Origin of the sequence: Brachybacterium ginsengisoli (genome assembly GCF_002407065.1) — a bacterium.
Lineage (GTDB): Bacteria > Actinomycetota > Actinomycetes > Actinomycetales > Dermabacteraceae > Brachybacterium > Brachybacterium ginsengisoli.
Genome location: NZ_CP023564.1, coordinates 2,058,002 through 2,078,731, shown reverse-complemented (window position 1 = coordinate 2,078,731; position 20,730 = coordinate 2,058,002). Strand labels below are relative to the sequence as shown.

Below are 20,730 nucleotides of genomic sequence, written 5' to 3'. Positions count from 1 at the left end.
TGCAGAGCCGGTGACCCGCGGTGACGCGATCACCGATCGGTGCCCTGCTCACGGCCGGGCACCGGGCCCGCAGGCTCTGGTGGCGGGTGCGCCGGCCGCGCACCTACGGGGTGAAGGTGCTCCTGCGTCATCCCGAGCAGCCGCATCTGGTCCTCGCCGTGCGCCACTCCTACGTGGACCAGCAGCGGTGGGCCCTGCCCGGCGGCAGGTACCACCCGCACCGCGAGGGCGCCGCCGCCGCGGCCCGGCGCGAGGTCCACGAGGAGCTCGCCCTGCCCATCTCCGGGGACCTGGACCTCCTCACCACGGTCGAGACACGGAGCGAGGGCAAGCGCGATGAGCTCACCCTGCTCACCGGCACCTCGGCGACCGCCGAGATGAGGACCTCGATCGAGCTGCGTGAGGCGCGGTGGGTCCGGGACGACCTGAGCGACCTGCCCGAGGGGGACCCCGTCTCGCGATGGCTCCGCCTGGCCCTCGCGCACCGGACCGACTGAGCCGGGCCTCCCGGAACCTGCGTGCATCCCCTGGCAGGATGACCCCATGGAGCCCCAGCGAGACCCCGCACCCTTCCTCGTGCTGCGCGGCAACTCCGCCTCCGGGAAGTCCACCGTCGCCCGCTGCGTCCAGCGCGCCCTGCCCCGAGGACGCGTCGCCGTCATCGGCCAGGACCACGTGCGGCGCGAGCTGCTCTGGGAGCACGACACCGGCCAGGGTGACACCGTGGGCCTGCTCGAGTCGATGGTGCGGCACTGCCTCGGGATCGGGCGGATCACGATCCTCGAGGGGATCTTCGGCTCCGAGCGCTACCACGCCATGTTCGACCGGCTCCTGCGCGAGGCACCCGGCCCCGCCCTCGTCTACTACCTCGACGTGAGCCTCCCGGAGACCCTGAGGCGCCATGCGGGCAAGTCCATCGCCGACGAGGTCCCGGCGGAGGAGGTCAGCTCCTGGTACCGGGTGCACGACGTGCTCGGGGCCCCCGGGGAACAGGTGCTGGGGGAGGAGCTCTCCGCCGACGAGATGGTCGCTCAGGTGCTCGGCGACCTGGCCGCGCTCGGCGCGGGCGCCCAGCAGACGGCCGCGACCGAGATCTGAGGCGGGCTCAGCGGGTCGCGCGCTCCCACGAGGCGACGGGCCCGGGCACCACGGTGAACAGGGGATGGGGCTCGGGCGCTGCGAGGAGGCGCTCACGCTGCCAGCGCTCCGGATCACGCTGCTCGAGCTTCGCGAGCAGGTGCTCCCATTCCAGCGCGAGCTGGCCGTCAGGGACGGGGATCAGGGCCGGTCTCGGCCCGTGGCCCGGCGCCTCGTCGATCCGAGTGCGATCGAAACGGTAACCGCGCGCCGTGGCCTCCTCGGCGAGGGCTTCGAGGTAGGCGCCGACGGCTGCCAGCGGAGCGTCCTGCGCGCGGAAGCGCTCGAGCTGGGGATGTGCCCGGTAGCCCTGCGTGCGCCCGGCGAGCACGGCCTGAGCCAGCAGGGACTCCCGCCAGCAGCCGGTGAGGCCCTGGCGATCGAGGTGGCGGGGATGCAGTGACCACAGGCGCATCCGCCCATGGTCGCACCGCGGAGCAGTCCTCGGCGCTCTCCCGGCGAAGGTCACCCCCGCGCACGACCATCGTCGGTGCACCGAGGGTGGCCCTGCTCGATAGCGTCGGCCACGGACGACGCCCGCACCGGACCGTCCCGCACCAGCCCCCCCTGGAGGAACCACGTGGCCCGCACTCCGCAGTCCCGGATGATCCCGCTCGTCGGAAGCGCCGCCGTCTCGATGGCGGTCGGGATGATCCCGCTCCACCGCCTGCCGCAGCCGGTGCGGGCCGCCTACGTCGTGCTGCCCGCCGCGGTCGCCGGCGGGGTCGTGCTCGCCGCGCTGCACAGGATCTCGTCCGGCACGACTCAGACGGAGGCGCGCACGGAGCCGCAGGCGGAGGCGGGGCCCGACGCCTCCCGGCGGGCCGTGCGCCGCCGGATCGCGACAGCGGCGCTCCCGCTCGTGGTCGGCGGGCTGACCGCGGGTGCCGGCGCCGGGAGCATCGTGGTGGACCGCGCCGTCGAGAACGCGCTCCGCCGCCGCGACATCCCCGCCCCTCGGCTGATGATGGGCCTGGTCTCCGGCGCGCTGTCGCTCGGGGTCGATCTGCTGACCCAGCACAGCGAGGACGACGCCCCCGCCGAGGAGGGGGTGGAGCCTACTTCTCCGCCGATCGCTCCGTGATCTGCAGATCCAGCGGGAAGTCGATCGGGCTGCCCGGGAACAGGAGCCTGCCCGCCGCATCGGCGGACTCGCGGATCGCCGTCGCCGCGGCCTCGGCCTGCTCGGCCGGGGCGTGCACGATCACCTCGTCGTGGAGGAAGAACGCCAGATGCGCGCGGCGGGAGAACACCGGGCCCGAGGCGCTCGCGCGCTCGTCCTCGGCGACCTCCGGGAACCGGGCCAGGCGGAGCCGCAGCGCCGCCATCCAGGACAGCGCCCATTCGGCAGCGGTGCCCTGCACCACGAAGTTCCGGGTGAAGCGCCCCCGGTCCCGCTCCGAACGGCGCGACCGCTCCTGCTCGCCGGCGGGAGCATCGGGCTGGTTCGCGGTGCGCTGAGCCAGGGTCCAGGACTCCTCGGGAGCAGGGGAGGAGCGGCCCAGCCAGGTGGTCACCGTGCCCCCGCGCTCACCGGTCGCGGCGGCGCCGTCCACCAGGGCCATCGCCTCGGGGAAGGTGCGGCGCAGCCGGGGCACCACCCGTCCGCTGTCCCCGGTGGTGCCGCCGTACAGCGCCCCGAGCACGCCGACCTTGGCCTCCTGGCGGGTGGTGACGATCCCCGCCTCGACGATCCCGGAGTAGAGGTCCTTCCCGGCGCCGGCAGCGATCATCTGGCGGTCCGCCGACATCGCTGCCAGCACGCGCGGCTCCAGCTGGGAGACGTCGGCGCTGACCAGGAGCCAGCCCGGGGCGGCGCACAGCGCGGGCCGCAGCCGTCGCGGGATCTGCAGCGCCCCGCCGCCGCTCGAGGCCCAGCGCCCGGTGACCACGCCGCCGGGGACGTACACGGGCCGGTAGCGGTCCTCATGGACCCACTCGTCCAGCCAGGCCCAGCCGTTCGCGGTGAGAAGACGGGACATCTTCTTGTACCGCAGCAGAGGCTCGACGGCCGGGTGCTCGTGCCCCTGCAGCTCCCACTGGGAGGTGGAGGAGACGTCGATCCCGGCGCGGTGCAGGGCGCGCAGCAGCTTCGGCGGGGAGTCCAGGGAGACGAGCGGATCGCCGAGGGCGGTGCGTACCTCGGCGGCGGCCGAGACCATGCGCTCCGGGGCGGCCCCGGGAGAGGGCCGCGGCCCGAGCGCCTCGGTGAGGATCCGGTCGTGCTCGACCACGTCCCACGGGATTCCCGCCGCCTGCAGCTCCGCGGCGATCAGCGCCCCTGCCGACTCAGCAGCGATCAGCAGCCGCAGCCGAGGCGCCTCGCGGGAGCCGTCGATCGCCTCGCGCTGGCGGGTGAGCTCGGCGAGGGTCTCCTCGATCTCCCCCGGCACAGCGCCGGAGCGGGAGGAGCCGGCGTCGATGTCGAAGAGCGTCGCCCCCGTCTCGCGGGGCGGCTCGTACGGGTCCAGCGGGGTGTCCCACTCGTCGGCGGCCCGGAGCCCGTCGGCCTCCCGGACCAGCTCCGAGTGCCGGAGGATCCGATGCACGAGTCGCAGGTCGTGGCACCGTTCGAGGGTCACCCCCGCCGCCAGCAGCCGCGGATACCAGGCCGCGGCGTCGCTCCACACCCAGCGCGGGGAGTGCTCCGCCTCGATCCGCGCCACAGCCTCGGCCAGCTCCTCCGGGGCGCAGTCGCGGTGCGAGAGCTCCTCGCCCTCGGCGGGCAGCAGGACCAGCACGGTGCGACCGCCGCCTCCGCGGCCGAGCACGCACCACGCCGGCGACGGGGGAGAGGTCACCAGCCCCGCTCGCGCCACTGCGGCAGGGACGGCCGCTCGACCCCGAGCGTGGTGTCGTCCCCGTGGCCCGGGTACACCCAGGTGTCGTCGCCGAGACGATCGAAGATCCGCTCCTGGACATCGTCCAGCAGCTGTGCGAACCGCTCGGGGTCATGATTCGTGTTCCCGACCCCGCCCGGGAAGAGCGAGTCCCCGGTGAAGAGGTGATCGCCCTCGTCGCCGCCGCGCCACAGCACCGCGACGGAGCCGGGCGTGTGCCCGCGCAGCTGGATGATCTCCACGCTCTGCTCCCCGAACTCGAGCACGTCGCCGTGCGCGAGGGGCAGATCGATGCGCTCGACGATCTCCTTCGCATCGGCCTCCCCGGCGGCGGTGCGGGCGCCGGTCGCGGCCATCATGTCCGCGAGCGAGCCCACGTGATCGTGATGGGAGTGGGTGGTGACGATCAGGTCCAGCGCGTTGTGCTCGCCGCCCGCGGCGACCATGCGGCGCAGCGCGTCGGTGTCCGCGGCGGCATCGATCAGCAGCTGGGCACCGGTCGACCGACAGGTCAGCAGGTAGGCGTTGTTGTCCATGGGCCCCACGGAGAGCTTGCGGATCTGCAGGTGGCGGAGGTCGCGCACCATCGGCTCGCCCCCGGGGTCGACGTGTCCGGTGTAGTCGTGATCAGCCATGGGGACAGTATGTCGCCTTCCTCTCCCTCCGAACAACTGTTCGAAGGTCGGGGAACGCGCCTAGTATGTCGGCGTGACTGAATCTCTGGTCGTCCGTGGTGCGCGCGAGCACAACCTCAAGAACATCGACATCGACATCCCCCGCGACAGGCTGGTGGTGTTCTCCGGGCTGTCCGGCTCGGGCAAGAGCTCCCTGGCCTTCGACACCATCTTCGCCGAAGGGCAGCGCCGCTATGTCGAGTCGCTCTCGGCCTATGCCCGGCAGTTCCTGGGCCAGATGGACAAGCCCTCCGTGGATCTCATCGAGGGTCTCTCGCCGGCGGTGTCCATCGATCAGAAGTCGACCAACCGCAACCCGCGCTCGACCGTCGGCACGATCACCGAGATCTACGACTACCTGCGCCTGCTGTTCTCCCGCACCGGCGAGCAGCACTGCCCGATCTGCGGGGAGAAGGTCAGCTCCTCCTCGGCGGAGCAGATCGTCGACACCCTGCTCGCCCAGGAGCCCGGCACCCGCTTCCAGCTCCTCGCCCCGGTGGTCCAGGGCCGCAAGGGCGAGCACGCGGACCTGCTGAGCTCGCTGCGCTCCCAGGGCTACGCCCGCGCCCGGGTCGACGGGGAGAACCGTCGGCTCGACGAGGAGATCGCCCTCGACAAGAAGTTCAAGCACACCATCGAGGTGGTCGTCGACCGTCTCGCCGCGAAGCCGGACTCCCGCCGCCGCCTCACCGACTCCGTCGAGACCGCGCTGCGCCTCGCCGAGGGCATCCTGGTGGTGGACCTCGTGGACCTCCCCGAGGACGATCCGGAGCGCACCCGACGTTTCTCCGAGAAGCGCGCCTGCCCCAACGACCACCCCCTCGCGATCGACGACATCGAGCCGCGCACCTTCTCCTTCAACGCCCCCTACGGCGCCTGCCCCGAGTGCACCGGCCTCGGCCAGCGCCTCGAGGTGGATCCGGAGCTGGTGGTCCCCGACGAGGACCTCTCCCTCGCCGACGGGGCGATCGCGCCCTGGACCATGGGCTCCTCGGACCGCCACGTCGAGGTGATGGCCGGCCTCGCCGAGGACCTCAGCTTCTCCATGGACACCCCCTGGCGCGCCCTGCCCGAGCGCGCCAAGGAGGCGCTGCTGCACGGCAAGGACCACAAGGTGCACGTGAAGTACCGCAACCGCTTCGGTCGCGAGCGCACCTACTCGACCGGCTTCGAGGGCGTCATGCACTTCCTCGAGCGCCGCCACTCGGACACCGAGTCGGACTGGGCCAAGGACCGCTACGAGCAGTTCATGCGCGAGGTCCCGTGCCCCACCTGCAAGGGCGCGCGGCTGCGCCCCGAGGTGCTCGCCGTGACCGTGGGCGGCCGCTCCATCGCCGAGGTCACCGACATGTCCATCCGGGAGGCGCACGACTTCCACGAGAACCTCGAGCTCGGGGTGCGCGAGGCCGCGATCGCCGACGAGGTGCTGCGCGAGATCCGCTCCCGGCTCGGGTTCCTGCTCGACGTGGGCCTGGACTACCTGACCCTCGCCCGCGCCGCCGGCACGCTCTCCGGCGGCGAGGCCCAGCGCATCCGCCTGGCCACCCAGATCGGCTCCGGCCTGGTGGGCGTGCTCTACGTGCTCGACGAGCCCTCCATCGGCCTGCACCAGCGGGACAACGAGCGGCTCATCGTCACCCTCGAGCGGCTGCGCGACCTCGGCAACACCCTCATCGTGGTCGAGCACGACGAGGACACCCTCAACGCCGCGGACTGGGTCGTGGACATCGGTCCGCTGGCCGGCGAGCACGGCGGCCGCGTGGTCCACTCCGGGAGCGTCGAGGAGCTCAAGCGCAACCCCGAGAGCCTCACCGGCCGCTACCTCTCCGGCGAGCTGGAGATCCCGCTGCCCGAGAAGCGCCGGAAGATCGACAAGGAGCGGATGCTCAAGGTGGTCGCGCCCCGCGCGAACAACCTCGTCGGGCAGGACGCCTCCTTCCCGCTCGGCGTGCTGACCGCCGTCACCGGCGTCTCCGGCTCGGGGAAGTCCTCCCTGGTCAACGACATCCTGTACTCGGTGCTGGCCAAGGAGCTCAACCGCGCACGCATCGTGCCCGGGCGGCATAAGCGCGTCACCGGTCTCGAGCACCTCGACAAGGTGGTGCACGTGGACCAGTCACCCATCGGCCGCACCCCGCGCTCGAACCCCGCCACCTACACCGGGGTGTGGGACCGGGTGCGCACCCTGTTCGCGCAGACCAACGAGGCGAAGATCCGCGGCTACACCGCCGGGCGCTTCTCCTTCAACGTCAAGGGCGGGCGCTGCGAGGCGTGCTCCGGCGACGGCACGCTGAAGATCGAGATGAACTTCCTGCCGGACGTGTACGTCCAGTGCGAGGTCTGCCACGGGCAGCGCTACAACCGCGAGACCCTCGAGGTGAAGTTCAAGGACAAGAACGTCGCCGAGGTGCTCGGCATGTCCATCTCGGAGGCGCTGGAGTTCTTCGACGCGGTCCCGGCGATCCGCCGCCAGATGCAGACCCTGGTCGACGTGGGGCTCGGATACGTCAAGCTCGGTCAGTCCGCCACCACGCTCTCCGGCGGCGAGGCGCAGCGCGTGAAGCTCTCCTCCGAGCTGCACAAGCGCTCCAACGGCCGCACCATCTACGTGCTCGACGAGCCCACCACGGGCCTGCACTTCGAGGATGTCCGCAAGCTGCTCGAGGTGCTCAGCGATCTGGTCGACAAGGGGAACTCGGTGATCGTCATCGAGCACAACCTCGATGTCATCAAGACCGCCGACCACGTCATCGACCTCGGCCCCGAGGGCGGCTCGGGCGGCGGGCGGATCGTCGCGACCGGCACCCCTGAGCAGGTGGCGAAGACCCCCGGCTCCTACACCGGGCACTTCCTCGCCCCGATGCTGAGCACCGGACGCTCCGGCCTGCCGCCGAGAAGCACGGAGAGGTGAGGTGACCTCGTAGTGGCCGATCCGGCGACCTACCGTCCTGCCACGGGCACGATCCCCACCCGGCCGGGGGTCTACCGCTTCCGGGACGAGCACGGGCGTGTCATCTACGTCGGCAAGGCGAAGAACCTCCGACAGCGCCTGGTCAACTACTTCCAGGACCTCTCGGTGCTCCACGAGCGCACGCGGCGCATGGTCACCACCGCCGCGAGCGTGGAGTGGACCGTGGTGGGCACGGAGGTCGAGGCGCTCACGCTCGAGTACACGTGGATCAAGGAGTTCGACCCGCGGTTCAACGTCAAGTTCCGCGACGACAAGTCCTATCCGTACCTCGCGATCACGATGGGGGAGAAGGTGCCTCGGGTGCACATCACCCGTCGGCCGCGGGCGAAGGGCGACCGGATCTTCGGCCCCTACCCGCAGGTGGGTGCGATCCGCGAGACCCTCGACCTGATGCTGCGCGTGTTCCCGATCCGCTCCTGCACCTCGGGGGTGTACCGACGGGCCGAGCGCTCGGGACGGCCCTGCCTGCTCGGCTTCATCGGCAAGTGCTCCGCGCCGTGCGTCGGCGACATCTCCGAGGACGAGCACCGGAAGCTGGCCGAGCAGTTCGCGGACTTCATGGCCGGCAACACCTCGAAGTACACCCGCCGCATCGAGCAGCAGATGAAGGGCGCCGCCGCGGCGATGGACTACGAGACCGCCGCGAGCCTGCGCGATGACCTCAAGGCACTCGAGAAGGTCATGGAGAAGAACTCCGTGGTCCTCTCCGACGCCACCGATGCGGATCTGGTCGCCCTCGCGCAGGACCAGCTCGAGGCCTCGGTGCAGGTCTTCCACGTGCGGGGCGGGCGCATCCGCGGCCAGCGCGGCTGGACCGCGGAGATCCTCGACGAATCCACCGGTCCCGACCTCATCGAGCGCGCGCTGACCACCCTGTACGCCGAGAGCCCGGCGCCTAAGGAGGTGCTGGTCCCGATCATGCCCCGCAACCGCGAGCAGGTGCTCGAGATGATGGGGTCGCGGGTGGATCTGCGGGTCCCGCAGCGGGGCGAGAAGAAGGACCTGCTGCTCACCGTCGGCGAGAACGCGACCGAGGCGCTGCGCCTGCACCGCCTCAAGCGCACCGGCGACATCACCGCCCGCACCAAGGCCCTCGAGGACCTGGGGGAGGCGCTCGAGCTGTCCGAGCCGCCGCTGCGCATCGAATGCTTCGACATCTCCCACTCCCACGGCACCAACGTGGTGGGCTCGCAGGTGGTCTTCGAGGACGGCCTGCCCAAGAAGAGCGAGTACCGCCGCTACGCCGTGACCGGAGCAGCGGCCCGGGACGACACCGCCTCGATGTACGACGTGATCAGCCGGCGCCTGAAGCACCACCTCGACCCGTCCGAGCCCGCCGAGGAGGAGCAGGGCCGCTACCGGCGCTTCGCCTACCCGCCCTCCCTCATCCTCGTCGACGGCGGCCCGCCGCAGGTCGCGGCCGCGCAGCAGGCCTTCGACGACCTCGGCATCACGGACATCGCCCTGGCGGGGATCGCCAAGCGGCTCGAGGAGATCTGGCTGCCCGGCGACGAGTACCCCGTGATCCTGCCCCGCACCAGCGAGGCGCTGTTCCTCGTCCAGCGGCTGCGGGACGAGGCCCACCGCTTCGCGATCACCTACCACCGCTCCAAGCGCGGTCGGGCGATGCAGGCCAGCGCCCTCGACGGCATCGCGGGCCTCGGCCCGGCCCGTCGGCGCGCCCTGCTGGACCGCTTCGTGACGGTCTCCGCGATCCGGGCGGCGAGCGAGGAGGAGCTGGTCGAGGTCGACGGGATCGGGCCCGCGTTGGCCGCGCAGATCGCGCTCGCGCTACGATCCGAGGAGGGGAGCGCGGCGGAGCCGGACGAGGACGCGGAAGCGGACACCGTCATCGAGGACGCGGCGCTCGGCGTCGCCGTGGACACGGCGACCGGCGAGATCATCGAGCGCTGACCGGCGATCGCCGATCCGCCGATCGCAGACCGCCCCCGAGCCCGCTGACCCGTCCTGGAAGGAGCCCTGTGAGCGAGGACCACGCGCCCGGACCGAGCACCGACACCCGCGGCGACGTCGTGATCATCACCGGCCTCGCCGGTGCCGGCCGGGAGACGGCCGCCCATGCTCTGGAGGACATGGGCTGGTACGTCGTCTACAACATCGCCCCGCAGCTGATCGGTCAGCTGTACGAGCTGCGCGCCTCGGCCGTCGGCCGGGAGAACCGCTTCGCAGTGGTGGTCGATCCCCGCTCCGGTCCGTTCTTCAACGAGCTCTCCGACGTCGTCGCCGATCTGCGCAAGGCGGATCTGCGCCTGCGCCTGCTCTTCCTCACCGCGGACGAGTCGACGCTGGTGCGCCGCTTCGACTCCGTGCGCCGCCCGCATCCGCTGCAGGGCGAGGAGGGGGTGCTGGAGGGGATCCGGCGCGAGCGGGAGATGCTCGCCCCGTACCGACGCATGGCGGACCTCGTCATCGACACCGCGCCGCTGAACGTGCATCAGCTGACGATGAAGATGCGCGCCACCTTCGGCACGAGCGCCGAGCAGCAGCTCACGGTGACCATGCTCTCCTTCGGGTTCAAGTACGGCATCCCGCTCGAGGCCGACCACGTCAGCGACGTGCGCTTCATCCCGAACCCGTACTGGGTCCCCGAGCTGCGGCCCAAGCGGGGCACCGATCCCGAGGTCGCGGACTTCGTGCTGGGGGATGCGAACGGCGCCGAGTTCGTCGAGCGCTACCTGGAGATGATCACCCCCGTGCTGCGCGGTTACAGCGTCGAGAACAAGCACTTCACGACTCTCGCGATCGGCTGCACCGGCGGCAAGCACCGCAGCGTGGCCGTCGCCGAGAGGATCGGGGACCAGCTGCGCGGCGCCGGTCACCCCGTGCGCATCCGCCACCGAGACCTGGGGCGCGAATGAGCATCGCACCCCGCTCCCGCGGCCACCGCCTGCGCAGCGCGGATCGCTCCACGAGCGCCCGCCGCGGCCGACGCAGCGATCCCCAGCGTCCGCTGCGCGTGGTCGCCCTCGGCGGCGGCCACGGCCTCGCGGCGAACCTCCGGGCCCTGCGCCTGCTGGCCGATGACATCACGGCCGTGGTGACCGTCGCGGACAACGGCGGCTCCTCCGGCCGCATCCGCACCGAGATGCCGGTGCTCCCGCCCGGCGACCTGCGGATGGCGCTGGCCGCCCTCTGCGAGGACTCCGACTGGGGATCCATCTGGGGCGACGTCATCCAGCACCGCTTCTCGACCGAGGGCGAGCTGGACGGCCACGCCCTCGGGAACCTGCTGATCGTCGCCTTGTGGCAGATCCTCGACGACCCCATCGAGGGCCTCGACCAGATGGCCGAGCTGCTCGGCGCCCGGGGTCGCGTGCTGCCCATGGCGCTGGATCCGCTGGACATCGAGGCCCGGGTCCGCGCCGCGGACGGCACGCTGCGCACGGTCTCCGGGCAGTGGCAGGTCGCGACCGCCGAAGGACAGGTGGAGGACGTGCGGCTGATCCCCGAGCGGCCGCGGGTCTCCCAGGAGGTCCTGGACGCCCTGGGGCGCGCCGACTGGATCATCGTCGGTCCCGGCTCCTGGTACACCTCCGTGCTCCCGCACCTGATGATCCCCGAGATCGCCGAGGCGATCCGCACCAGCCCCGCTCGACGCTGCATCACCACCAACCTCTCCGTGGGCTCGCAGGAGGCCGAGGGGATGACCAGCCGGGACATGCTCGCGGTGCTGATGCGGACCGCCGAGGGATGCCACTTCGACGCGCTGCTGGCCGATCCGACCACGCTCGAGGACGCCCTCGAGCTCGCCGAGGACGCCCGTTCCCGCGGGATCCGCACGCTCCTGCGCCAGGTGAGCGTGGGGGATGGCACGCCCCACCACGACCCGGTGCGCCTCGCCGCCGCGTACCGTGATCTCTTCGACGACGCCTACGGCGACGTCGAGCCCGAGCACGACGACGACGCGCCCCGCATCGCGGGCACCGCATCGCCGACCATCGAGGAGGACGCACATGGCTCTGACGGGTGAGGCGAAGGAGGAGCTGAGCCGACTCGAGGTGAGCCGCCCCTCGGCGCGCAAGGCCGAGGCGGCGGCGATGCTCCGCTTCGCCGGCGGTCTGCATCTGGTCGCGGGACGCGTGGTGGTCGAGGCGGAGCTGGACTCCGCCGCCGTCGCCCGCCGGCTGCACGAGATCATCGCCGACATGTACGGCCATCGCGCCGATCTCGCGGTCCTCGCGCCGTCCGGGATCCGACGCACCACGCGCTACATCGTCCGGGTCGAGCGGGAGGGCGGGATGCTCGCCCGTCAGACCGGACTGCTCGACGCACGCGGCCGACCCGTGCGGGGGATGCCCCCGTTCGTCGTCGGCGGTGCGGCCGTGGACGCCGAGGCCGCCTGGCGGGGAGCCTTCCTCGCCCGCGGCACGCTCACCGAGCCCGGCCGCTCCTCGGCGCTCGAGCTGTCCTGCCCGGGACCCGAGGTCGCGCTGGCGATGGTGGGGGCGGCTCGCCGCCTCGGCGTCTCCTCCAAGGCCCGCGAGGCCCGCGGCTCCGACCGGGTGGTGCTGCGTGACGGCGAGGCGATCTCGCTGCTGCTGTCCCGCATGGGCGCTCCGGAGACCGTGAAGGTCTGGGAGGAGCGCCGCACCAAGCGCGAGGTCAAGGCCACCGCGCACCGGCTGGCCAACTTCGACGACGCGAACCTGCGCCGCTCCGCACGGGCCGCGGTCGCCGCCGGCCAGCGCGTCCAGCGCGCTCTGGAGATCCTCGGCGACGAGGTGCCCGAGCACCTCCAGGCCGCAGGCCAGCTCCGTCTCGAGCATCGTCAGGCGAGCCTCGAGGAGCTGGGCCGCCTCGCGGATCCGCCGCTCACGAAGGATGCGGTCGCCGGTCGGATCCGTCGTCTCCTGGCCACCGCCGACAAGCGCGCGGAGGAGCTCGGGATGCCCGGGACCGACCACGGAGTGGACGAGGAGCGGTTGCCTGCGTCACCCGAAGCCGGTCGTTGATAAGATCGTCACGGCCGTCGGTGCGATCCGGCGCCCGTCCGAGCGTACGACGGCGTGCGCGCCATGATCAGTACCCGTATTTCGCAGGTCCACTGCGAATCTAGGAGGAACCCTTGACCATCAAGGTTGGAATCAACGGATTCGGCCGCATCGGCCGTAACTTCCTGCGCGCCGCTCTCGAGCAGAAGGCAGACATCCAGATCGTCGGTGTGAACGACCTCACCGACAACGCCACGCTCGCGAACCTCATCAAGTACGACTCCATCGGCGGAGTCCTGCCCTACGAGGTCACCTTCGATGAGACCTCGATCACCGTCGGCGAGAACACCTTCAAGGCGTTCGCCGAGCGCGATCCGAAGAACATCCCCTGGGGCGAGATCGGCGCGGACGTCGTCATCGAGTCCACCGGTATCTTCACCGACGCCGAGAAGGCCAAGGCCCACATCGAGGCCGGCGCCAAGAAGGTCATCATCTCCGCTCCCGCGAGCAACGAGGATGCGACGTTCGTGATCGGTGTCAACGAGGGCGACTACGACCCCGCGAAGCACCACATCGTCTCCAACGCCTCCTGCACCACCAACAGCCTCGCGCCGGTGGCGAAGGTGCTGAACGAGGAGTTCGGCATCGTCAAGGGCCTGATGACGACGATCCACGCGTACACCTCGGACCAGTCCCTCCAGGACGGCCCGCACAAGGACCCGCGTCGTGCCCGCGCCGCCGCGCTGAACATCATCCCGACCACCACCGGTGCGGCCAAGGCCGTGGCGCTGGTGCTCCCGGAGCTCAAGGGCAAGCTGGACGGCTACTCGCTGCGCGTGCCGGTCCCCACCGGCTCGATCACGGACCTCACCTTCGAGGCGTCCCGCGAGGTCACCGCCGAGGAGATCAACGCGGCGATCAAAAAGGCCGCCGAGGGTCCGCTCAAGGGCGTCCTGCGCTACACCGAGGATCCCATCGTCTCGAAGGACATCGAGGGCGACTCGCACTCCTCGATCTTCGACGCGCAGCTCACCAAGGTGATCGGCAACCAGGTCAAGATCTTCTCCTGGTACGACAACGAGTGGGGCTTCTCCAACCGCCTCGTCGAGCTCTCGCAGCTCGTCGGCAAGTCCCTCTGATCCGAGCGTCGTCGCACTGACGACGTGGATCATCCCGGAGCCCGCCGGTCGCCGCCCCGCAGGGTCGGTGTCCGGCGGGCTCCGCTCGTCCCACGAGCCCTCGTGCCGTCGCGCGACGCGACGGCGAGACCCTGAAGGAGCACCTTCGTGCTGAAGACCATCGACTCGCTCGGAGAGCTGCGCGGCAAGCGCGTGCTCGTCCGTGCCGATCTCAACGTCCCGCTGGACGGGACCACCATCACCGACGACGGCCGCATCCGCGCCGCGCTGCCCACGCTGACCCGTCTGGTCGAGGCCGGTGCGCGCGTCGTCGTGATCTCCCACCTGGGCCGGCCCCAGGGCGCCCCGGAGGAGAAGTACTCCCTGCAGCCGGTCGTCGGCCGCCTCGGCGAGCTGCTCGGCCAGGACGTCGCCTTCGCGACCGACACCGTCGGCGCCTCCGCCCAGGACGTCGTGTCCGCTCTGGAGGACGGCCGCGTCGCCGTCCTGGAGAACCTGCGCTTCAACGCGGGCGAGACCGCGAAGGACGACGCCGAGCGTCTGGCCTTCGCGACCGAGCTCGCCGCCCTCGGCGACGCCTTCGTCTCCGACGGCTTCGGCGTCGTCCACCGTAAGCAGGCCTCGGTCTATGAGCTCGCCACCCTGCTCCCCGCCGCGGCGGGCGAGCTGGTGGTCAGCGAGGTCGAGTCGCTGCGCAAGGTCACCGACGAGCCCGAGCGTCCCTTCGTGGTGGTGCTCGGCGGCGCGAAGATCGCCGACAAGCTCGGTGTGATCGACAGCCTCCTGGGCAAGGCCGACCGCATCCTCATCGGCGGCGGCATGGCCTACACCTTCCAGAAGGCGAAGGGCTACGAGGTCGGCCAGTCGCTGCTCGACGAGAGCAAGATCGACGTGGTCCGCGAGTACATGGAGCGCGCCGAGCGCGACGGCGTCGAGCTGGTGCTCCCCGTCGACACCGTCGTCGCCGCGGAGTTCTCCGCCGACGCGACCCCCACCGTGGTCTCCGTCGAAGAGATCCCCGCCGATCAGGAGGGCATGGACATCGGCCCGAAGACGGCCGAGCTGTTCGGGCAGAAGATCTCCGACGCGGCCACCGTGTTCTGGAACGGCCCCATGGGCGTGTTCGAGTTCGAGAACTTCGCCAAGGGCACGATCTCCGTCGCCGAGACGCTCTCGAAGGCGTCGGGCTACACCGTGGTCGGCGGCGGCGACTCCGCCGCTGCGGTGCGCACCCTCGGATTCGACGAATCCCTCTTCTCACACATCTCCACCGGCGGCGGCGCGAGCCTCGAGCTCATCGAGGGCAAGGACCTGCCGGGCATCTCCATCCTCGAGGAGGACAACGCATGACCACCACCCGTACCCCGCTCATGGCGGGCAACTGGAAGATGAACCTCGACTGGAAGCAGGGCCTGGCCCTCGTCGAGGAGCTGGGCGACCAGCTCAAGGGGTTCGACACCGACAAGGTCGAGACCGTGGTCCTGCCGCCGTTCGTCGACCTCCGCACCGTCCAGGTCGCCGTCGACGCGAACAAGCTGCCGATCGCCTACGGCGCCCAGGACATCTCCGAGCACGAGTCCGGTGCGTACACCGGCGAGGTCTCGGGCTCGATGCTGACGGCTCTGGGCGCGACCTACGTGGCCGTGGGCCACTCCGAGCGTCGCCAGTACCACGGCGAGGACGAGAAGGTCACCAGCGCGAAGGTCCGTGCGGCCTTCGCGGCGGGCCTGACCCCGATCCTGTGCGTCGGCGAGCCGCTCGAGGAGCGCCAGGCGGGCAACCACGTCCCCTTCACCCTCGCCCAGCTCACCGGCGGCATCGAGGGCATCACCGCCGAGCAGGCGGCGCAGATCGTCATCGCCTACGAGCCCGTCTGGGCCATCGGCACCGGTGAGGTCGCCAGCGCCGACGACGCGCAGGAGGTCTGCCAGGCCATCCGCGAGTCGCTGCGCGAGCAGCACGGGGACGTCGTCGCCGACGCGGTCCGCGTCCTGTACGGCGGCAGCGTGAAGTCCTCCAACGTGGTCGAGCTGATGGGCAAGGCCGACGTCGACGGCGCCCTCGTCGGCGGCGCCTCCCTGAAGGCGGACGAGTTCGCCAAGATCGCCGGGTATCAGGGCTGAGACCAGCCCCTGGCGTAAGCCGTGGCACACGGGCCGGGTCCTTCGAGGGCCCGGCCCGTGGCGTATGCTGGATCGGTCCGTCGTCTTCCTGGAAGGTGCCCGTCCTCGTGGATCTGCCCCTGCTGAAGCTCATCCTTCAGATCCTGCTCGCCGTCTTCGGCCTGCTGACCATCATGCTGGTCCTGCTGCACAAGGGCCGCGGCGGTGGACTCTCCGACATGTTCGGCGGCGGCGTCTCCTCCTCCGCGAGCGCCTCCGGCGTCGCCGAGCGGAACCTGAACCGCCTGACGGTGACGATCGCGGTGGCCTGGGGCCTCTGCGCCGTCGGCCTCGGCATCATCGAGAAGCTGCTCTGACGCGCTGAGCCTCCCGAGAATCGCGGAAGGGCCGGTCACCTCACGGTGACCGGCCCTTCCTGCATGGGCGGGTGACTCAGCCCTTCGGCTGCGCCGCCGTCTCGTCGAGGTACCAGGTGGTCGACTCCAGGCCGCGGACGGCCGAGGCCGGGACGGCCCAGGGGTCGATCTCACCGTGGCCGGCGCGGACGGCGTCGGCCTTCTCGGCGCCCGCGACCAGCAGGGCCACGTGGCGCGAGGAGTTCAGCACCGGCCAGGTCAGGGAGATGCGCTCGGCCGGCGGCTTGGGCGACTCCGTGACGCCGATCGCGCTGGTGCTGACCAGACGCTGTCCGGGATGCTCCGGGAAGAGCGAGGCGACATGGCCGTCGGGACCCACGCCCAGCAGCACCACGTCGAAGAACGCGCGGCCCCGGGTGCGGAACGGCTCGTCCCCGCCCATCTGATCCAGCTGCTGCCCGTACCAGGCGGCGGCGTCGTCCAGCGACATCCCGTCGGCGGGGGAGGGCATCACGTGGATGTTGCGCGCCGGCAGGTCCGCGGTCTCCCGCAGCGGGGCGAGCAGCGCGTCGCGCACGCCCACCTCGTTGCGATCGGAGGAGTCGGCGTCCACGTAGCGCTCATCGCCCCACCACAGGTGCAGACGGCTGCAGTCCACGCCCGCGGCGACCAGCGCCTCGGGCAGGGCTGCCGCAGTCAGGGTGCCGACGGTCCCCCCGGTGAGCACCAGGTGGGCCAGCGTGCGCTCGGACTGCGCGGCGGCGAGCTGAGCAGCGGTGGCGGAGGCCGCGGCGGCCGCGACGGCCTCCGCGTCGGGCTCCACCACGTCGCGCGGCTCCGGCTTGCCGGTCGCGAAGGTCGCCGCATCCTCGATGCTGCTGTAGGTGCTGGCGAGGACCTCGCCGTACACCTCGTCCGGATCCAGACGGCGCAGCTCCTCGGTGATCAGCTCAGGCAGCGTGCGACGCGGCATCGTCACGTGCTGGCCGGTGTCGTCACCGGGAAGCTTCATGACGATCGAGTCGTCGTCGACGCGGGTGAGCTCGATGGTGCCGTCCTCGCGCACCAGGCGCACGCTGTGCACCCCGGCGAAGTCGGCATCGTGCTCCAGCGGCGGCAGCACCTCGGCCTCGACGCCGAGCGAATGCTCGAGCCATCCGGCCATCAGCGCGACCGAGGGGTTCTCGGCGCTGCCGCTGACCTGCACCTTGGTCGGGGTCGAGATCGGCGGCACCTCGTAGGCGCTCGCGACCAGCCCGCGCCACCGGGTCAGACGGGCCCAGGCGAAGTCGGAGTCACCGCTGGCGTAGCCGCGACGCAGCCGCTTGAGCGTTCCCAGCGGGTCCGAGCAGGCGGCGGAGTCCGTGATGCGGCGCTGGGACATGGAGCCCAGCACATCGTGGACGGGGGAGGACGGCGCGTTCTCCGGCCACCAGGTCACGATCGGTGCGTCCGGCAGCAGCAGCGCCATCACGAGCGTGTCCAGTGACCACAGCACGTCGCCGCGGGCGCGGAGTATCACGATCTCGCCGGCGCCGGCGTCACGGCCCACGCGGATCTCGGCGTCCAGCCCGGAGTTCTCCGCCTCGGGCTCCGCGTCGACCACGATCACGCGAGCGGGATGCTCGTGGCTGGCGGCGACGGCCGCCTCGAGGGGCTCCTCGATGTCGCCGGTGGCGATGATGATGAGGGTCAGGACCCGGCCGATGGTGTTCTCGCCGAAGGTCTCCCGCATCTCGATCATCTGCTTGTCGATCGCCGATGCGGTGGTGTCGGTCAGGGTGGTGATCACGGTCGCCTCCAGGAACGGCCGTCACGGGCGAGCATCTCGTGAGCGGTGTCGGGGCCCCAGGTGCCGGGGCGGTACGGGGCCGGGTCCAGGTGCTTGGCCCAGAACTCGGTGATGGGGTCGAGGATCTTCCAGGAGAGCTCGACCTCCTTCTGGCGGGGGAACAGCGGCGGGTCCCCGAGCAGCATGTCGAGGATCAGGCGCTCGTAGGCCTCGGGCGACTCCTCGGTGAAGTTCATGCCGTAGGCGAAGTCCATGGTCACATCGCGCACCTCCATCTGGGTGCCGGGGACCTTGGAGCCGAAGCGCATGGTCACGCCCTCGTCGGGCTGGACGCGGATGACGATCGCGTTCTGGCCGAGGTCCGCGGTGTCCGTGGACCGGAAGGGCAGGAACGGGGCGCGCTTGAAGACGACCGCGATCTCGGTGACCCGTCGTCCCAGACGCTTGCCGGCGCGCAGGTAGAAGGGCACGCCGGCCCAGCGCCGGGTGGCGATGTCGAGCCGCATCGCGGCGAAGGTCTCGGTGGTGGAGTCGGCGGGGATGCCGTCCTCCTCGAGGTAGGGACGCACCTCCTCGCCGCCCTGCCAGCCGCCCACGTACTGGCCGCGCGCGGTGTGGAGCGCGAGGTCCTCGGGCAGCTCGACGGCGGAGAGCACCTTCTCCTTCTCGGCGCGCAGGTCCGAGGCGCGGAAGCTGACGGGCTCCTCCATCGCGGTGAGGGCGACGAGCTGCAGCAGGTGGTTCTGGATGACGTCACGGGCGGTGCCGATGCCGTCGTAGTAGCCCGCGCGGGAGCCGATGCCGATGTCCTCGGCCATGGTGATCTGGACGTGGTCGACGAAGCTCGCGTTCCAGATCGGCTCGAACAGCTGGTTGGAGAAGCGCAGCGCCAGGATGTTCTGCACCGTCTCCTTGCCCAGGTAGTGGTCGATGCGGAAGACGTCCTCGGGGCGGAACGCCTTCTCGACGACATCGTTGAGCTCGCGGGCGGAGGCGAGGTCGTGCCCGAAGGGCTTCTCGATCACCGCACGCCGCCAGGAGCCGTCCCGGGGGGTGTTCAGCCCGGAGTTGGCCAGCTGGGTGAGCACCTGCGGGAAGGCGTCCGGCGGGATGGAGAGGTAGAAGGCGTGGTTGCCGCCGGTGCCGCGGGTGCGGTCCAGCTCGCCGACCACCTCGGTGAGGCGCTCGAAGGCGGCGGTGTCGTCGAAGGTGCCGGTGACGAAGCGGAGGCCGCCGCGCAGCTGCTCGAAGACGCTCTCGTCGAAGCCGGTGCGGGAGTGCTCCGAGACGCTCTTGCGCACGTAGTCGGCGAAGTCGTCGTCGGACCAGTCGCGTCGGCCGTAGCCCACGAGGCCGAAGCTGGGCGGGAGCAGACCGCGGTGGGTCAGGTCGTAGATGGCGGGCAGGAGCTTCTTGCGCGCCAGGTCACCGGTGACACCGAACATCACCATCGAGCCGGGGCCCGCGATGAGGGGGAGCCGGCGATCCCGGGGGTCGCGCAGCGGGTTCGGCGCGTCCGCCCCGGTAGGGAGGCTGGGGGAGTCGGTCACGATCGTCCTTTCTCGGACAGGGTCGCCGAGCACGGCCCGCCGCGGGGCGGGGCCGTGCTCGGCGCGGGGTCAGGCGCGGGTGGACTCGACGGAGGAGGAGACGGTCTCGAGCAGCTCGTTCCAGGCCTTCTCGAACTTCTCCACGCCCTCGCTCTCGAGGACGGCGAAGACGTCGGCGAGGTCCACGCCGACGGCGGCGACTCGCTCGAGGAGCGCCACGGCGGAGGCCGCGATCTCCGCGTTGAGCGCCTCGGCGGCGCGGCCGTGGTCGGCGGCGGCCTCGAGGGTCTTCTCCGGCATGGTGTTGACCGTCGGATCGGCGACCAGGTTGTCCACGTACATGGTGTCGGAGTACTCGGTGTTCTTCACGCCGGTCGAGGCCCACAGCGCCCGCTGGACGTTGGCGCCCTGGGCCTTGAGGGCCTCGAAGCGCGAGCCGCCGAAGGCGTCGAGGTACTCGCCGAAGGCCGCCTGGGCGTTGGCCACGCCGGCCTGGCCGCGCAGAGCGGTCGCCTCCTCGGTGCCCAGCGCCTCCAGACGGGCGTCGATCTCGGAGTCCACGCGGGAGACGAAGAACGAGGCCACCGAGTGGATGGTGGAGAGGTCGCGGCCGGCCTTCGCGGCCTGTTCGAGACCGGCGAGGTAGGCGTCGATGACCGCCTGGTAGCGCTCGACGGAGAAGATCAGCGTGACGTTGACGCTGATGCCCGCGCCGATCACCGCGGTGATGGCCGGGAGACCGGCCTCCGTCGCGGGGATCTTGATCATGACGTTGTCGCGACCCACGACCTCGTAGAGGTGCTCGGCCTGCTCGATGGTCTTCTCGGTCTCGTGCGCGAGGCGGGGATCGACCTCGATGCTGACGCGGCCGTCGAAGCCGTGCGAGGCGGCGTGGACGCCGGAGAAGAGATCGGAGGCACGGCGCACGTCGTCCGTGGTGAGGACTTCGACGATGCCGTCGACGTCCTTGCCCTCGCCGGCGAGGCGCGCGATGTCCGCGTCGTACTCGGAGCGGCCCGAGATCGCGGCCTGGAAGATCGAGGGGTTCGTGGTCACGCCGACGACGTTGCGGGTGTCGATGAGCTCCTGGAGGCTGCCGGAGTCCATCCGCTCGCGCGAGAGGTCGTCGAGCCAGATCGAGACTCCTGCGTCGGAGAGGGCCTGGGTGTTGGTGTTCTGAGCCATGTCGTTCCTTC

At 71.2% G+C, this 20,730-nt stretch carries 18 protein-coding genes; 12 read left to right on the top strand and 6 right to left on the bottom strand.

Annotated elements, in window-relative coordinates:
• The first annotated feature begins 20 nt into the window (after positions 1 to 20).
• Complete coding sequence (locus CFK41_RS09280; RefSeq protein ID WP_227873021.1) at positions 21 to 497, top strand: NUDIX domain-containing protein; 477 nt, start codon at positions 21 to 23, stop codon at positions 495 to 497.
• Between the two features lie 46 nt (positions 498 to 543).
• A complete protein-coding gene (locus CFK41_RS09275) occupies positions 544 to 1,098 on the top strand; it encodes an AAA family ATPase (protein ID WP_096799400.1) in 555 nt (184 codons plus the stop codon).
• A 7-nt stretch (positions 1,099 to 1,105) separates the two neighbouring features.
• Here the strand turns inward: CFK41_RS09275 and CFK41_RS09270 are convergent, their stop codons facing one another.
• Positions 1,106 to 1,552: a pyrimidine dimer DNA glycosylase/endonuclease V gene (locus CFK41_RS09270; protein WP_096799399.1), complete on the bottom strand. Its 447-nt coding sequence runs from the start codon at positions 1,550 to 1,552 to the stop codon at positions 1,106 to 1,108.
• Positions 1,553 to 1,717: 165 nt separating this feature from the next.
• Between CFK41_RS09270 and CFK41_RS09265 the strand changes: the two genes are divergently transcribed.
• On the top strand, positions 1,718 to 2,221 hold the full coding sequence (locus tag CFK41_RS09265; RefSeq protein ID WP_096799398.1) for a hypothetical protein: 504 nt from the start codon (positions 1,718 to 1,720) through the stop codon (positions 2,219 to 2,221).
• On the opposite strand, the gene CFK41_RS09260 is transcribed toward CFK41_RS09265, so the two are convergent.
• Both CFK41_RS09260 and CFK41_RS09255 read right to left on the bottom strand, forming a co-directional pair.
• The gene (locus CFK41_RS09260) at positions 2,196 to 3,938 is read right to left on the bottom strand and encodes a bifunctional 3'-5' exonuclease/DNA polymerase (protein WP_227873020.1); all 1,743 of its coding nucleotides are present in this window, start codon (positions 3,936 to 3,938) and stop codon (positions 2,196 to 2,198) included. The genes CFK41_RS09265 and CFK41_RS09260 overlap by 26 nt on opposite strands.
• Positions 3,935 to 4,612, bottom strand: coding sequence for an MBL fold metallo-hydrolase (locus CFK41_RS09255; RefSeq protein WP_096799396.1), 678 nt, complete (start codon positions 4,610 to 4,612; stop codon positions 3,935 to 3,937). The genes CFK41_RS09260 and CFK41_RS09255 overlap by 4 nt, the downstream gene beginning before the upstream one ends.
• 73 nt (positions 4,613 to 4,685) lie before the next feature.
• On the opposite strand from CFK41_RS09255, the gene uvrA reads away from it, so the two are divergent.
• The 9 genes from uvrA to secG all read left to right on the top strand — a co-directional run bounded on the left by uvrA (position 4,686) and on the right by secG (position 16,192).
• Positions 4,686 to 7,562: an excinuclease ABC subunit UvrA gene (gene uvrA / locus CFK41_RS09250; RefSeq protein WP_096799395.1), complete on the top strand. Its 2,877-nt coding sequence runs from the start codon at positions 4,686 to 4,688 to the stop codon at positions 7,560 to 7,562.
• Between the two features lie 12 nt (positions 7,563 to 7,574).
• On the top strand, positions 7,575 to 9,536 hold the full coding sequence (gene uvrC, locus CFK41_RS09245; protein ID WP_096799394.1) for an excinuclease ABC subunit UvrC: 1,962 nt from the start codon (positions 7,575 to 7,577) through the stop codon (positions 9,534 to 9,536).
• A gap of 68 nt (positions 9,537 to 9,604) precedes the next feature.
• Positions 9,605 to 10,501 (top strand): RNase adapter RapZ, encoded by an 897-nt coding sequence (rapZ, locus tag CFK41_RS09240; protein WP_096799393.1) that lies wholly within the window; start codon positions 9,605 to 9,607, stop codon positions 10,499 to 10,501.
• Entirely contained in the window at positions 10,498 to 11,613 is a 1,116-nt protein-coding gene (locus CFK41_RS09235; protein ID WP_096799392.1) for a gluconeogenesis factor YvcK family protein, read from the top strand. Before rapZ ends, CFK41_RS09235 begins: the two co-directional genes overlap by 4 nt.
• Positions 11,597 to 12,595, top strand: coding sequence for a DNA-binding protein WhiA (gene whiA / locus CFK41_RS09230; protein WP_096799391.1), 999 nt, complete (start codon positions 11,597 to 11,599; stop codon positions 12,593 to 12,595). Before CFK41_RS09235 ends, whiA begins: the two co-directional genes overlap by 17 nt.
• A gap of 113 nt (positions 12,596 to 12,708) precedes the next feature.
• Positions 12,709 to 13,713, top strand: a complete 1,005-nt coding sequence (gap, locus tag CFK41_RS09225; RefSeq protein WP_096799390.1) for a type I glyceraldehyde-3-phosphate dehydrogenase — start codon at positions 12,709 to 12,711, stop codon at positions 13,711 to 13,713.
• Between the two features lie 147 nt (positions 13,714 to 13,860).
• Positions 13,861 to 15,063, top strand: coding sequence for a phosphoglycerate kinase (locus CFK41_RS09220; RefSeq protein ID WP_096799389.1), 1,203 nt, complete (start codon positions 13,861 to 13,863; stop codon positions 15,061 to 15,063).
• Positions 15,060 to 15,836, top strand: a complete 777-nt coding sequence (gene tpiA / locus CFK41_RS09215; RefSeq protein ID WP_096799388.1) for a triose-phosphate isomerase — start codon at positions 15,060 to 15,062, stop codon at positions 15,834 to 15,836. Before CFK41_RS09220 ends, tpiA begins: the two co-directional genes overlap by 4 nt.
• Positions 15,837 to 15,949: 113 nt before the next feature.
• Positions 15,950 to 16,192 (top strand): preprotein translocase subunit SecG, encoded by a 243-nt coding sequence (gene secG, locus CFK41_RS09210; protein WP_096801022.1) that lies wholly within the window; start codon positions 15,950 to 15,952, stop codon positions 16,190 to 16,192.
• A gap of 76 nt (positions 16,193 to 16,268) precedes the next feature.
• On the opposite strand, the gene pgl is transcribed toward secG, so the two are convergent.
• The 3 genes from pgl to tal all read right to left on the bottom strand — a co-directional run bounded on the left by pgl (position 16,269) and on the right by tal (position 20,719).
• Positions 16,269 to 17,984, bottom strand: coding sequence for a 6-phosphogluconolactonase (gene pgl, locus CFK41_RS09205; RefSeq protein WP_096799387.1), 1,716 nt, complete (start codon positions 17,982 to 17,984; stop codon positions 16,269 to 16,271).
• Entirely contained in the window at positions 17,981 to 19,534 is a 1,554-nt protein-coding gene (gene zwf, locus CFK41_RS09200) for a glucose-6-phosphate dehydrogenase (RefSeq protein WP_096799386.1), read from the bottom strand. The genes pgl and zwf overlap by 4 nt, the downstream gene beginning before the upstream one ends.
• Before the next feature lie 69 nt (positions 19,535 to 19,603).
• Entirely contained in the window at positions 19,604 to 20,719 is a 1,116-nt protein-coding gene (gene tal, locus CFK41_RS09195) for a transaldolase (RefSeq protein ID WP_096799385.1), read from the bottom strand.
• Positions 20,720 to 20,730: the final 11 nt, after the last annotated feature.

Bases quoted from the DNA above. Each gene is read 5' to 3' on its own strand.
- tpiA (WP_096799388.1), top strand. From the start codon at position 15,060: ATGACCACCACCCGTACCCCGCTCATGGCGGGCAACTGGAAGATGAAC.
- CFK41_RS09255 (WP_096799396.1), bottom strand. From the start codon at position 4,612: ATGGCTGATCACGACTACACCGGACACGTCGACCCCGGGGGCGAGCCG.
- tal (WP_096799385.1), bottom strand. From the start codon at position 20,719: ATGGCTCAGAACACCAACACCCAGGCCCTCTCCGACGCAGGAGTCTCG.
- whiA (WP_096799391.1), top strand. From the start codon at position 11,597: ATGGCTCTGACGGGTGAGGCGAAGGAGGAGCTGAGCCGACTCGAGGTG.
- CFK41_RS09235 (WP_096799392.1), top strand. From the start codon at position 10,498: ATGAGCATCGCACCCCGCTCCCGCGGCCACCGCCTGCGCAGCGCGGAT.
- CFK41_RS09270 (WP_096799399.1), bottom strand. From the start codon at position 1,552: ATGCGCCTGTGGTCACTGCATCCCCGCCACCTCGATCGCCAGGGCCTC.
- CFK41_RS09275 (WP_096799400.1), top strand. From the start codon at position 544: ATGGAGCCCCAGCGAGACCCCGCACCCTTCCTCGTGCTGCGCGGCAAC.